The sequence below is a fragment of the Acinetobacter sp. YH18001 genome (genome assembly GCF_013416975.1).
GTDB lineage: Bacteria > Pseudomonadota > Gammaproteobacteria > Pseudomonadales > Moraxellaceae > Acinetobacter > Acinetobacter pseudolwoffii.
Genome location: NZ_VPEU01000053.1, coordinates 1 through 13,823 on the forward strand (window position 1 = coordinate 1; position 13,823 = coordinate 13,823).

Sequence of the window (13,823 nt, forward strand, 5' to 3'; positions counted from 1 at the left end):
TCTTCGATATTCAGATTTTCAGTGACTTCAATAAACACACAAGCACCTGTACCTGTAAGTTTTGCAATACCGAACTGGTCGAGATATTGCATCGCTTCATCGACTTCAGGATATAAGGATCGAGCCAAAAAGTTAAGCCTAATGATCCATGTACTTGTTTATCAGGTAAAAAATATAAAAAATGTTGTTATTTACATGGAGATATCAAGGTAAAGGAATCATTACAGGAATTTGTCAGAACCCAAATTTCATAAAATTTGGGTTAGCCCAAACGACATCATCATTTACAAAAATGGACAATAGACATTCATCACCAGAGGGTTATACTAGACAGACCATTTCTAAAACCATGGAGAACAAAGATGGTTACTGCTGGCGAAAAACCCGGAACAGGCTTCTATTTTTGTGTTCAATGCGGACACCGCACCTACTTAGAAATTGGTACTGATCGTTTACCACCGTGTACCAAATGCCAAGGCAATCAATTTAACAATAAGAATGCCTAAGCAAAACAACTCAAACAGTTACCCTCTGTTTTGAATGAAAGCCCTATTACTCGATAGGGCTTTTTGCTATTTAAACTTCGCTATTTATGATTTAAATTTGATTGAAAATTAACCAAATCATCTCCATCTAAAAGCCTAGATTCACCGTATTTAAGGCTGCCGAATTGCAACATTATCTTGATCTTAATCACGACTCAGGTGTCGCCAATTACGAGATTGGTAACGAGTTTATTCGTGTGCAATTTAAGAAAACCTCGAAAGTCTATACTTACAGCTATAGTAGTGCCGGTTATCAGCATGTCGAGAACATGAAACAGCTTGCCCGATATGGCGATGGGCTAAATGCCTATATTAACCAGCATACCCGTCAGCTCTTTGTACACTAAAATTGGTCTGCTTCTTGCTTCAATCAAAGTCCTAGAAGGCAAATATTTAATAACAGCGAAATATCTGCCTAGAAATAGTGCAAGTGCATATATTAAAAAGAGGGCTATCACTTATGGATATTCAACAGCACGCACCAGAGTCAGGAAAATTAGATAAAAAAGCCCATTTCTATTCAGCATGGCCGCTCATCTTGATTCTTTTTGGGGGCGCGATTGGCTCGTTTTACGCTGTGATCGCCTATCTACTTAACCTGAAAATTTATAGTTCTGAGCTGACCAGACTCAACAAGGTCTTGGCCAATCTTCTGTGCGGGATGTCCGCGATCAGTGCCTGGTGGTTTAGTGCGCAATGGATTCAGGGAACATTCTTTCAATAAAACAGTAATTATGTCCTGAATATAAATTGCAATAAACTCTAATTTTATCGAATAAAAAAGCGTAAAAAATAAGAAATGGAATTTATTTCTCTATATTGATATAAATGATGAAATAAATTTTCAGATTTAGTCGAAATTAAAAAAACATAGGAAATTAATCCCGTCCATCTTTGCCTAATATAGCTTTCAAGGGTGTGATGGGATCGGAAAGAGTAGCATGCTGTGAGCGGCGCAAAACGCGAGTGCAGTACGAACCCAAAAGGTCTCGATCCGGCTTAGGACGCTATAGACCACAAGTTTATAGGCTATAAGATCAAGTCTTACAAAGATTGATAGTTGAAGTAAACCATTAGACGTTTTCCCAACACCCTAAAAAATTCTCCAGCAGTGCAAATATGATAAATCATTAAAATAACAATAAATCAAAAGCTTAAACCAAGATTCAATTCAAGCATGATACAAATCAGTTCTCATTCTCCCAGATCAAATCTGTTATTTTTAAAGCATCAGCTGCGCCCAGTGGGGAATTATGATGAATCTCGATATTTGGTGTCGTTTTCTGCTATTTTCCTTGATCATCAATTACACTATTCTCATGCTCTGGTTCACGGTTTTTGTATTTGCCCGAAACTGGATGAAACAATTGCATGGAAAATGGTTCCGGCTATCTGAAGCCAGCTTCGATGTGATTCATTATTCAGGTATGGCATTGTATAAAATTGGGATTTTGCTGTTTAACCTGGCGCCTTTAATTGCAATCTATTTAATCAAGCAAAGTTAAGCGCTATGCTGAACTGAATCTTGAATGACAGAAAAATAGCTTTGGATCAGTAGGGTGTATAAAAACTAAAACAGAATTTTAAAGGAGTTGAAACAGATGAATCAATTTAAACCGGCACTGATCTTGGGTGTCCTGATTGCTTTGGGGATGATAATTTCAGGATGGATTCTGGGCAATAGCGCCTTAAAAATCAAACAGTATGAACGTATTGTGTCGGTCAAAGGTTTGTCGGAACGCGAAGTCAAAGCTGATGTAGCAGTCTGGCCGATCCGTTTTAACGCAGGCAGCCAGGATCTGGCCCAGTTGTACGATACCATGCAAAACAATACCCAGGAAATTCAGACCTTTCTAAAAAATGAAGGTTTTAGTGCCGAAGAGATCACCAGTGCTTCACCGAGTATTACCGATAAATACGCCCAGCAATACGGCGGTGATGCCAATGTCGCACTGCGCTATACTGCCAGTCAGACCATTACCGTCTATACCCACAATATCGATGCAGTACGCAAGGCACAAAGCCGTCTGATGGCTTTGGGTCGAAAAGGCATTGCCTTTGCTGGAGATGATTCCGGACAAAGAACCGAATATTTATTTACTAAGTTGAATGACATTAAGCCGGCGATGATTGAACAAGCCACCGAAAATGCCCGCAGTGTGGCAGAAAAATTTGCCGCAGATTCAAAAAGCAGTCTGGGGAAAATCAAGTCCGCCAATCAGGGCATGTTTAGTATCGAAGATCGCGACAGCAATACCCCCTATTTGAAAAAAGTCCGTGTGGTCTCGACGGTGGATTATTATCTGGCAGATTAATTTATCTGGCTATGCGCGGTGATTGACAGGCTAAATACAGCTTGTTATTTTGCGCGCATTGTTCCAGATGCTGTATTCCTAAAATGCCCATCAACCCCGACTTTGTCTATTGCCCACCGCAAGAGCCGTTACATATTGTTTATGAAGATGATGATCTGGTGGTGATTGAAAAGCCTGCCGGATTATTGTCGGTTCCCGGGCGTTTAGCTGAACATCATGACAGTGCTTATTTGCGGGTTCTGGACCAGTATCCGCAGGCTAAAATTACCCATCGTCTGGATATGGCCACTTCAGGTATTTTGATGTTTGCCAAACACCGTGATGCAGAAGTGGCGGTGAGTAAAATGTTTCAGGCACGTACCGTGCATAAAAATTATGTCGCACTGGTACAAGGCAAACTTGAAGGTCAGGGCAGCGTCGAAGTGCCTTTGATGACCGACTGGGAAAACCGTCCGCGTCAGATGGTGCATTATGAACTGGGCAAAACTGCCAAAACCTTATATCGGGCAATAGAATATTTGCCCCAGCAAGACATTAGTCGGGTTTTACTCACGCCCATCACAGGCCGTTCTCATCAGTTGCGAGTACATATGCTGTATCTGGGTCATCCCATTACTGGCGATAAAATCTATCATCCAGAACCACAGCGCAGTCCTTTAAATCGTATGGCTTTGCATGCCAATTATCTGGCTTTTAGCCAGCCGCTGAGTGGTGTTCCGGTTGAAATTGAAGTCGTAGTCCCGTTTTGATTTGGATCATAAAAACGATGGTATCCAGTCAAATTAGTTCTATTTTGTGTAATCATTCAAAATGGTATTTGCCCTTAAACTGAACCGCTTAAATTAAAAATTGTGAGAATTTATTTCAGTCAATGCTCTGAAAATTAATGGTTTTTCATGTTTTTTATTTGAAATCTAATACTTATGCATTGCCCAATCTTCTGTCGATGTAGAACATACCGGTGAATGCTCGCTGCATATCTTGATGATGAGTTTAGGAATTTTTATTGTCTTTATCTGCTTTTATAAGCTTGATATCTTTATTTCTATTGGTTTTTTAATTTTACTGTCATTAATTTTAAACTTTTAAATTATATCCTTTGATATAAAAAATACCGTTAGCTGTTTCAGGATCGTTTTGATTTAAGCTGCAAATCAATTCATGATGTATGACTTGCACATAAAAAATTATAGAAAAATAAAATGAATGAACGACTTAGTGGCGATTAATGGCTTTGATTATCTGGCCGAAGTGATGCAAAATCAACCGGTACTTTATAATAAATTTTTAATTTGATGTTTTAGGGCAATGCCCGGGGTTAAAGGACAGAACAATGCTCAGTATGGCTTTTTTCGTTCTCGCGAGTATTTTATTATGTGCATTGCTCTGGAGCTTGAAGATACAGGCTTCATTACGCCACAATATTCGGTCTTTACAGGAAAACCTGGATCATTCGCGCGGCAAATTGGCAGATTATGAAACTCAGGTCGATGAATTGAATTATGATATGACCCAATTGCGGGTACAGCATGGCGGTTTAACTATTGCACTGAATAAATTTAAAAAATATCAGGATATCTGCGATATCGAGCAATATATTATCAACCGGACCTTGCAGGTCGAAAACTTTGTTGAAGTAACCAAGCTGGATGCTTCGATCATGATTGATGATCTCAAGGCTTATATTGAAAGCGTGAAAGACTATCTCGCCCAGTTTCAAGCGAAAGCCTTAGTCGAAGTTAAACAGCAGGCCAGAAAAAGTTTAGCGGGTTATTATCAACAGGCCAAGCAACAGCAGCACTTAGAGGACGTAGTGAATGCCCTGGAACATAAAATCCAGGCCAAGCATTACGGTTTATGTCTGCCAGTACCGCAACTTTTACAACAGCTGATCGCAGGATATAGTGAAATGGATGCGGCTCGGCATCTGCTCGATGTACGTGAAAAAATTCAGCAGGCCATAGCAACACAGCAGATCGCCAGTTGTAATTATATCGATGACAGCCGCCGTAGAAGTATCATTGAAATCTTTAGTTTGGCCTTTAATAGCAAGGCAGATTTATATCTTGCTCAATTAAACAGAGAAAATTTGGGACAGATGTTGCAAGCCTTAAGGGATGATTATGTCCTGCTGAATTATACCGGACAGCAACTGAGTCAGGCCACGATTCAGTCATCCTATCTGGATTTACGTTTAGAGGAATTAAAGTTTGCTGCGCTGGTTGTGCACATGAAGCAAGAAGGCCGGCATCCAGAGACCGTATAGTTTTGATAGGCATCAAGCGCACTAAGTCTTGATGGTAGCTGATAACGAATAGGGTTTTAGCGAAAGATCGATATTCCCGGACGTGATAGGCTGTAAATATTTAAGAAATACCCATTTGACAGATAATTTTTATATTTATAAAAATCATATGTTTATTTATGGTTAAAAGATAATATTTTTTGTCCGGATCTCGATAATTGTCTAAAAATCAGCTAATCTTAGATGCAGAATAAAACAGCATCATAATAAGGATACTTCTATGTCACGTGATTACAATCAATTCCCTGACGATGAAAATGGCAATGTACTGTGGCAAATGCATCAGGATGGCGACGACCTGCAAGAAGCACATGAAATCGAATTTTCGCTGGTGTTTAGTGATGAAGAGCAGGCAGATCGTTGTGCCTTGTATCTCTTAAAGGAAGAACAAAAAATCAGCCTGTTTCAGGATGAAGAAAGCGCGACCCTGGAATGGATTATCACGATTTATGTCTATATGGAACCAACCTACGAGGATATTGTGGATCTGGAACAGTGGTTCAGCAAAATCGCTGCAGAATTTCAGGGTGAATATGATGGTTGGGGCTGCATGGCCTATGTCTATGATGATGAGCTGGATGAAGAAGAAAGCAGTCTACGTAATAGCTGATTGTGCCTGTATTTAAATAAAAAAACCCCGGTGCTGCCGGGTTTTTTTATCCTTTATATTTAGTTATATCGGAATGTCAGGACTTTAATACAGATACATAGTCATTATATATACCAGATTGAGGATTGCGTAAAATCAGTTCTATGGATGCTCAGCTTGGTCTGGTCAGTTTATACAAGAGAAGGGCAATATCCCTCAATAAAAATATATAATAACAATAAGGGACAAGACAAAATGAGTTACACCCTAAAAATGCATCGAGTGTTTAGTGCACCTCCGGAGCGGGTGTATCGTGCTTTTGTTCATCCGGATGCCCTGGCAAAATGGTTGGCACCACATGGTTTTATTGCCAAGGTAGAACATGCGGAAGTCAAACCCGGCGGCAGCTATAAAACCACCTTTACCAATTTTTCCACCGGTACCCAGCACCATTTTCATGGAATTTATCATGAGGTGATTCCCAATCAGTTACTGCGTTATACCGATCAGTTTTCGACACCAGATCTGCAAGGTGAAATAAAAGTCACTGTGATCTTTGAAAAGGTTTCAGTCGGTACAGGCCTGCATATTATTCAGGTCGGCTATCCCGATTTAGTGCCGCCTGCGGTATGTCACTTAAGTTGGCAGGAATCATTCCAGCTACTTTCCTTGCTGGTGAATCCGCATATCCCGGATAATTAATGCTTGATGATTATGAGCTGGCCTTCAACGAAACTCCTGTTCAAAAGCGCATCTCTGCAAAGATGCTATACTGTGATCTTATTTGTTTCATTTATTTAATTTTTCTCTTTTTCGAGGTTCTTATGGGTCTGCCAAACTGTCCAAAATGCCAATCTGAATATACCTATGCAGATGGCGATCTACTGATCTGCCCTGAATGTGCACATGAGTGGAAAGAAGGCGAAATTACTGAAGAACAAGTGATCATTAAGGATGCTCATGGCAATGTGCTGGCGGACGGCGATAGCGTGACGGTGATTAAAGACCTGAAAATCAAAGGTTCATCTTCAGTGGTGAAAGTGGGTACCAAAGTCAAAAGTATCCGCCTATTGCCGGATGCTGCCGATGGGCATGATATCGATTGTAAAATCGAGGGAATGGGCCCGATGAAGTTAAAATCTGAATATGTCAAGAAAGCTTAAATCTGGCATCAGACTAGAATTTTAACTGGACATGAGACGGTGGATAAATCGTCTCATTGCTAAAATTCAGCGTTTATTTTTTATATAGTCCCAATCCTCACGTTTTTGATTCGAGATCACTCGTATGCCACATCTGCATCTGGAATATTCTGACAATCTTCAACATCTGCTCCAGACTCAGCCGCTCTTGCTGGCCATGCATCAGGCATTGTTCAATGCAGGCTATGTCACCGATCCCGATGATTTAAAAAGTCGTGCAATTATGCAGCAGGATTATGTGATTGGACTGAGTCCACAGACAGATCAGGCCTATGCACATGCCAAAGTCTCACTATTGAGTGGACGTAGTGTCGAAGTGCGTCAGGCGATTTCTGCATTGGTGCTTGAGGTGATGCAGCAATCTATTGCTCCACAGCCCGAATTAAAAATTCAGCTCTGTGTCGAAATTATTGAAATGCCAAAGCAGACCTATAGCAAAGTCACGATTTAAATTCTGGCTTTTAGCTGTGTGGCATCGCGACAGCTTAAGAGTTGTATTTAAACTCTTTACAATTGCTCAGTCTAAAATAAATCAGACGACCGAACATGAATACTATTCCTAAATTCATTTCATCTTATTAAAATATAAACATATTTTTTTATAAATGACATTTTTGGTCATTTACAATAATACCGCAGAAGTCTTAAAGTGGGTTCAGATAACTCTCTATTCCTGATTTAAATAAAAATAAAGATTGATAGGGCTGTAATGTGGCATGTCTATGCAGATTGCATGAAGTTTTGGACCTAACTTAAAGATTGAAATCAAAATAATATTTTAAATAATATTCAGATGAATTGCAGTGAATAACACAAAGGGGATAGCCAAGCAATTATAGTGCTTGAGCATAATCAAAATAAGAAAAGCAAAAGACCAGAAATTTGGGACAATTTTAATTCCGATTTCAGGTCTGAATACCTGATTGAGGGGGACTTTATGCAGGTTTTTGGGGATGAACAACTGAGTCAGGAAGTCGTGGCATTTCTTCAGCAATGGGACCATGCCATATGCAGTCTGGAGATCCAGGATATTATTCAATTATGCCGGCCAGATATCCGTCTGGTCGATGTCAGTACTGAAATAAAAGGCATAGATGCCTATCAGGCACTCTGGTTGCAATATCGGCCTTTTATCCCTGAAGGAATCCGGATAGAGCGTCAAGATGTCAATATTCATGTGAGCACTGATTTAGCCTTGGTCGATGGCTATGTTCGGGTGAATTATGCGGTAATTGAGCCAATTTTCCAGTTGGGTTGGTGCCGGGTCAGTATGTGTCTCAGCAAGCAGCAGGGACGATGGCAATTGTTGCATCAACATACCTCAGTACCGGTACAGCTAGAAACCCGTAAGATGCGCAGGATCAAAAGCGTCAGTTAAGTCATAAGCTTAAAAAATTAAGTGCAATATCTTGGTAAATGATTACAGGCATGCTTTATCAGGACACCATTCAGCAAAAACTGAATATACTCAAAGACTATCGTCAGGGAGCCGGGATGTGGGACGGTGCAATTCAGACCTTTGACAGGCTAGAAAATTCGATCGATACCCCGAAGCAGGAAGCGAGGAATCCAAATGTGCAGAATGTCAAAGTGGTCGGCTGGAACCTTCGAGTGAAGAAGCCGCACTGGATTAGCTGAATACAATTCTGAATCCACTGGCCATGATCGGGATTGTGTTTTTGTTCATGGTGCTGATTTTGCTGAATGGTAAAGAGATGCAGTCAGCCACCTCGGCAAGCATTTTAAATAAGGACTAAATGATGAAACAACAATGGAGATACAGCATCAAAATAATGAGTGTCGCATTTGGTCTGGCCAGTATCAGCTCATTAAGTCTTGCTGCTATTCAGGGGCTGCATTTTTCACATAAAGATTGGGAAATGGCCTGCGACAATACCGGTACCTGCCGCGCTTCTGGTTATCAGTCGGATCAGGAGATTGATCGACCAGTTTCGGTTTTATTAACACGCGCAGCAGGAACGACCAGTGCGGTACAAGCAAAAGTCCAAATTTTACCCCTGCAAGCTGCAGCATCGACAGCTCAGCTTCAGTTACAAATCGCGGGCAAGCCCTATGGTGTTATTCGTTTAGATCAGCAAGGGATAGGTCAACTGAGTCGTACACAAACACAAGCCTTATTAAAAGCAGTTCAAGGCACGGATCCAGTGATATTTAAGAATGCACAATCACGCTGGACTTTGTCGACAGCCGGAGCCAGTGCCGTTTTGCTGAAGATGGATGAATTTCAGCGCCGCCTCTCTACGCCCTCAGCCTTGATCAAGCCTGGGAAAAAATCCAGTCAAGCGGTACTCAAAGCCGCAGCGATCCCGCAAATTGTGATACCCAAATATCAGTCAGGCAAGATCACTCAAGTGAAACTGAATACGGCGGCGAGTCAGCAGATGATTCGGAAACTGCAAGCGAGCACTAACGAAGATCAATGCGATTTGCTGTTTAGCCAACATTTTATGCCGGATGATGTCATGATGATTTATCCCATCAATGCTCAAAATCAGCTGATTCAGATCCCTTGCTGGCGTGGAGCCTATAATATGGGCAGCGGTTTTTGGCTGATAGATCAAAACAAGCAACCGAGACAACTGGTGACCACCTCCGGAGAAACCTTTAGCCAAGGCCAGATATTTTCCGGGCATAAAGTACGTGGTTTGGGTGATTGTCTGAGTCAGGACGAATGGGCATGGGATGGTAAAACATTTGTCAAAAGTTTCAGTAGCCTGACCGTACAATGCAAGGGCTTTGCTGGCGGTGCCTGGGATTTGCCGACCTATGTAAGCACAGTCATTCAGGGTAAATAGAAATACCCTCGAAAAATAGAAGTGATAAAAAAAGCCTGAATCATTCAGGCTTTTGAATTTAAAAAAATATTATCTTAGAAGCGCTTTGGAATTCTCTGACCATTCGGAACAGGGATGTCGGCAATTTTTAATACCCCAAACAACCAGGTTTCTGCATGCTGTACCGCCGTTTTGAGTTGATCACCCATGGCCAGACGCCCGGCGATAAAGCTGGCCAGTGAACAACCCGAACCATGATATTCACCCTCCAGACGTGGACAGCGGGTCTCATTAATCAACTTGCCCGCGATATACAGACTGTTCTGAATATAATCCGGCGTATCTTCATGACCGCCTTTAACCAGAACTGCTTGTGCACCCATATCAAATAGTTTTTGAGTGGCCAGCTGTAGGTCTTCTTCACCTGTTAAAGCACGCAGTTCAACCGTATTCGGAGTTAGAAGGGTAGCCAATGGAATTAGTTGGGTAAATGCTTTGACCAGTGTCGCCTGATTGCCCAATGAACCGCCACTATTTGCCACCAGAACCGGATCGAGTACATACAGATAGTCCGAATGTGCAGTCAAAAACTCGGCCAGTGCTGCGATATTCTCTGTGGTGCCTAACATGCCAGATTTAATACAGCGAATTGGCAGGTCATTCACCACGGCATTGGCCTGAGCCAGCAGCAGCTCTTTAGATGTCGCTTCAAAACCAAAAACCTGCTGTGAATTTTGAATGGTGAGGGCTGTGCAGGCAATTGCTGCATGTGCACCACTTTGACCAATGGCTTCAATATCTGCCTGAAGACCGGCTCCACCTGAAGGGTCTAAACCGGAAAAGCAAAGTACGGTAGGGCGCAAAATGATGTCCTTCATTCACTAAAATTACATTAGTATAGGCAAATTTGAATGAACTCTCGATATTAATTTATATCGGTGCTGATGAGAGGGGATGGGCTGTGATTAAGAATATTTTAATTGATTTGGATGGGACATTAACTGATCCTAAAGTGGGGATCACCACGTCTGCGCGTTACGGTCTGGAAAAGGTGGGTCATCCGATTAGCGATGAGATCAATATCGACTGGATTATCGGTCCTCCCTTAAAAGCCTCGCTGGCCAAACTTTTAAATATCGAGACAGATCATATTCTGGCTGAGCAGGCGTTGATGGCTTATCGCGAACGTTTTGCAGTGAAAGGCCTATATGAAAATCACGTTTTCGAGGGTGTGGCAGAAACGTTGGCAGAACTGAAACGCCGTGGTTATTGTTTGTTTGTCGCTACGGCAAAACCGACGGTTTATGCCAAACAGATTTTAGAGCATTTTGATCTGGCTCAGTATTTTACTGAAATTTATGGCAGCGAACTCAATGGTGACAGAACCAATAAAGGTGAGCTGATTCAGTATATTTTAGAACAGCAACATTTAAAGGCCGAAGGCTGCATCATGGTCGGTGACCGTGAATACGATATTTTGGGTGCACGCCGCAATGGAATCAAATCTATTGCAGTTACATATGGCTATGGCAGTGCAGATGAATTACAACGTGCACAACCTGAATATAAAATAGAAAACTTTGATGATTTGTTAGATTTTTTAAAATAAATATTTATTTTTGTGGTTAAATTTATTTTAAACCCCTTAAAAAATTATTTTTTGAGAGGTTTTTTAATTGAATTTGTTAATAATTATATATAGGTAAATAATATTTTAAATTTAAATATTGGTATATATTAATATTTAATATAATTTATAAATTTATTTTTTTTACATAATCTAACAATTGTTTACATATATATTTATATTTTACAAAATCAATACGAATATTATAATTATAAAAATAATTACTATAATAATCATGTGATTATAGATTTATTTTAATTTTTGTTACATTTTATTTCTTACTTTTAGTAGGGGTTTTAAATATTATTTTCTTTTAATACAGATATTTAATGTTATTTTATAAAATTATAAACTATTAATCTATAGAGTTCTTTTCCTAAAATAATTTCAGGTAATTTTTTGCAATTATCAACTGCTCAATTTAATGCTATGTAATTTTGGTTGTTTTTGGAAATTACTTTCTTAATAAGAGTAGGAAATATAATATGATAAATATTGAAATAATATCTTCAGAAAGCGGTGGGGTGATTCAAAGTACTAATAATAGTGTTGTGAGTCTTAATCAAAGTTCTATTGTTAAGATAAATCTTAATATAGATGAAGTGGCAAGTATTTCTCGTCAAGGTAATGCAGCAGTTATCACCCTTAAAAATGGTGAAACCATAACACTAGAAAATTATTTTAATTATCCAATTGAAACCAGCCAAATTCTTTTTGAAAATGAAGGAGAATTGATCTGGGCACAATTTACGGATGCTACAGGTGCTGTTTTAGACAGTGTAAATTATATTTCTTTAAGTAATATCGCTCCCTTAGCAGGTGAGACAGTAGCGGGTGCTGCTATTTCACCTTGGTTAATTGGCGCGGGACTTGCAGCAGGCCTAGGAGTAGCAATTGCGGCAGTACAAGATGACTCTGGTAGTAAAAATACTAAAGATACAACAGCACCAGATGCGGCAATTATTAATCCGATCAATGCGACTGATCCAATTACAGGCAAGGCTGAGCCAGGTGCGAAGGTTGAAGTAACGTTCCCGGATGGCTCGAAAACAGAAGTTGAAGTTGGTGTAGATGGTAACTGGTCAGTAGACAATCCCGGTCTGGAAGATGGTGATGAAGTTAAAGTCATCGTAACTGATCCTGCAGGAAATGTTTCTGAAGAAGCCGTTGCTGTGGTAGATGGAGTAGCACCAGATGCACCAATAGGTATTGTCGTAAGTCAAAACGGCTTAGAAGTTACAGGTCAAGCAGAACCGAACTCTACAGTGACTATCAAAGATGCTGATGGCAACGAAATTGGTAGTGTGCAAACTGATGGAAATGGTAATTTCAAAGTCATTTTAGTCAGACCGTTAGCTGATGGTGATGAAATTGATGTGATAGCTACTGACGCTGCTGGTAATGAATCAGACTCCACAAATTATATTGTAGATTTCGGTGATTCAGACTCAGACAGTGATTCGGATTCGGATTCGGATTCGGATTCGGACAGCGATAGCGACTCGGACTCTGACAGTGATTCTGATTCAGACAGCGATAGCGATAGTGACTCTGACAGTGACTCGGATTCGGACAGTGACTCGGACTCTGACAGCGATTCGGATTCGGACAGCGATTCGGACTCTGACAGTGATTCTGATTCAGACAGCGATTCGGACTCTGACAGCGATTCTGATTCGGACAGCGACTCGGATTCTGACAGCGATTCGGACTCTGACAGTGACTCGGATTCGGACAGTGACTCGGACTCTGACAGTGACTCGGATTCTGATAGCGATAGCGACTCTGACAGCGATTCAGACTCGGACAGCGACTCTGATTCAGACAGCGATTCAGACTCGGACAGCGACTCTGATTCAGACAGCGATTCAGACTCGGACAGCGACTCTGATTCAGATAGCGATTCGGATTCAGATAGCGATTCGGACTCAGACAGCGATTCTGACTCGGACAGCGACTCAGACTCGGATAGCGATTCAGACTCAGACAGCGATTCGGATTCGGACAGCGACTCGGACTCAGACAGCGATAGCGACTCAGACAGCGATAGCGACTCAGACAGCGATTCAGACTCTGATAGTGACTCTGACTCTGACAGCGACTCGGATTCTGATAGCGATAGTGACTCTGATTCAGACAGCGATTCGGACTCTGACAGCGATTCTGATTCGGACAGCGACAGCGATTCGGACTCTGACAGTGATTCGGATTCAGACAGCGACTCAGATTCAGACAGCGACTCTGATTCTGACAGCGATTCAGACCTTACTACGGTCGAAGACCTGGTAGCAGCGGCTGAAGCAGCATATACAGCAGCGGATCAAGCGCTTACAGATGCCCTTGCAGATGATGCTGTGACCCAAGCAGAAGTTGATGACTTAACTCAAGCCCTTGCCGATGCACAACAAGCGAAAGCAGATGCACAAGCAGCGGTGGATGCAATTG

Annotated in this window: 17 protein-coding genes and 2 pseudogenes; 17 read left to right on the plus strand and 2 right to left on the minus strand. The window is 41.1% G+C overall.

The window, feature by feature from the left end:
• A pseudogene (locus tag FTV48_RS12655) lies at positions 1–128 on the minus strand (4-(cytidine 5'-diphospho)-2-C-methyl-D-erythritol kinase); the annotation flags it as partial.
• Positions 129–140: 12 nt separating this feature from the next.
• Here FTV48_RS12655 and FTV48_RS15220 point away from each other — a divergent pair.
• From FTV48_RS15220 to FTV48_RS12730, 15 genes and pseudogenes are all read left to right on the plus strand, one after another.
• Positions 141–254, plus strand: a pseudogene (locus FTV48_RS15220) (SEC-C metal-binding domain-containing protein); the annotation flags it as partial.
• 108 nt (positions 255–362) lie between these two features.
• Positions 363–506, plus strand: a complete 144-nt coding sequence (locus FTV48_RS12665) for a zinc ribbon-containing protein (protein ID WP_004645925.1) — start codon at positions 363–365, stop codon at positions 504–506.
• 164 nt (positions 507–670) lie between these two features.
• Entirely contained in the window at positions 671–892 is a 222-nt protein-coding gene (locus FTV48_RS12670) for a hypothetical protein (protein WP_005104128.1), read from the plus strand.
• Between the two features lie 113 nt (positions 893–1,005).
• Positions 1,006–1,269: a hypothetical protein gene (locus FTV48_RS12675; protein ID WP_004281730.1), complete on the plus strand. Its 264-nt coding sequence runs from the start codon at positions 1,006–1,008 to the stop codon at positions 1,267–1,269.
• Between the two features lie 532 nt (positions 1,270–1,801).
• The gene (locus tag FTV48_RS12680) at positions 1,802–2,050 is read left to right on the plus strand and encodes a DUF6868 family protein (RefSeq protein WP_180000560.1); all 249 of its coding nucleotides are present in this window, start codon (positions 1,802–1,804) and stop codon (positions 2,048–2,050) included.
• Between the two features lie 96 nt (positions 2,051–2,146).
• Positions 2,147–2,860, plus strand: coding sequence for an SIMPL domain-containing protein (locus tag FTV48_RS12685; RefSeq protein WP_159138662.1), 714 nt, complete (start codon positions 2,147–2,149; stop codon positions 2,858–2,860).
• An 83-nt stretch (positions 2,861–2,943) separates the two neighbouring features.
• The gene (locus FTV48_RS12690) at positions 2,944–3,609 is read left to right on the plus strand and encodes a pseudouridine synthase (RefSeq protein WP_100535368.1); all 666 of its coding nucleotides are present in this window, start codon (positions 2,944–2,946) and stop codon (positions 3,607–3,609) included.
• 584 nt (positions 3,610–4,193) lie between these two features.
• Complete coding sequence (locus tag FTV48_RS12695; RefSeq protein ID WP_180000562.1) at positions 4,194–5,126, plus strand: DUF4041 domain-containing protein; 933 nt, start codon at positions 4,194–4,196, stop codon at positions 5,124–5,126.
• A gap of 259 nt (positions 5,127–5,385) precedes the next feature.
• Positions 5,386–5,775, plus strand: coding sequence for a ribonuclease E inhibitor RraB (locus tag FTV48_RS12700; protein ID WP_005097967.1), 390 nt, complete (start codon positions 5,386–5,388; stop codon positions 5,773–5,775).
• A gap of 234 nt (positions 5,776–6,009) precedes the next feature.
• The gene (locus FTV48_RS12705) at positions 6,010–6,456 is read left to right on the plus strand and encodes an SRPBCC domain-containing protein (protein ID WP_180000564.1); all 447 of its coding nucleotides are present in this window, start codon (positions 6,010–6,012) and stop codon (positions 6,454–6,456) included.
• 122 nt (positions 6,457–6,578) lie between these two features.
• Entirely contained in the window at positions 6,579–6,917 is a 339-nt protein-coding gene (locus tag FTV48_RS12710) for a zinc ribbon domain-containing protein YjdM (RefSeq protein ID WP_005097964.1), read from the plus strand.
• 124 nt (positions 6,918–7,041) lie between these two features.
• Positions 7,042–7,407, plus strand: a complete 366-nt coding sequence (locus FTV48_RS12715) for a 5-carboxymethyl-2-hydroxymuconate Delta-isomerase (RefSeq protein ID WP_005097963.1) — start codon at positions 7,042–7,044, stop codon at positions 7,405–7,407.
• A 486-nt stretch (positions 7,408–7,893) separates the two neighbouring features.
• The gene (locus tag FTV48_RS12720) at positions 7,894–8,334 is read left to right on the plus strand and encodes a nuclear transport factor 2 family protein (RefSeq protein ID WP_180000566.1); all 441 of its coding nucleotides are present in this window, start codon (positions 7,894–7,896) and stop codon (positions 8,332–8,334) included.
• 50 nt (positions 8,335–8,384) lie between these two features.
• Entirely contained in the window at positions 8,385–8,594 is a 210-nt protein-coding gene (locus tag FTV48_RS12725) for a hypothetical protein (RefSeq protein WP_227523645.1), read from the plus strand.
• A 122-nt stretch (positions 8,595–8,716) separates the two neighbouring features.
• Positions 8,717–9,772, plus strand: coding sequence for a DUF1176 domain-containing protein (locus FTV48_RS12730; RefSeq protein WP_180000568.1), 1,056 nt, complete (start codon positions 8,717–8,719; stop codon positions 9,770–9,772).
• Between the two features lie 74 nt (positions 9,773–9,846).
• Here the strand turns inward: FTV48_RS12730 and FTV48_RS12735 are convergent, their stop codons facing one another.
• Positions 9,847–10,614 (minus strand): hydroxymethylpyrimidine/phosphomethylpyrimidine kinase, encoded by a 768-nt coding sequence (locus tag FTV48_RS12735; protein ID WP_100357951.1) that lies wholly within the window; start codon positions 10,612–10,614, stop codon positions 9,847–9,849.
• A gap of 98 nt (positions 10,615–10,712) precedes the next feature.
• On the opposite strand from FTV48_RS12735, the gene FTV48_RS12740 reads away from it, so the two are divergent.
• Positions 10,713–11,360, plus strand: a complete 648-nt coding sequence (locus FTV48_RS12740; RefSeq protein WP_180000570.1) for an HAD-IA family hydrolase — start codon at positions 10,713–10,715, stop codon at positions 11,358–11,360.
• A gap of 503 nt (positions 11,361–11,863) precedes the next feature.
• The coding region (locus FTV48_RS15130; protein ID WP_180000572.1) for an Ig-like domain-containing protein at positions 11,864–13,823 on the plus strand (1,960 nt) is incomplete at its 3' end.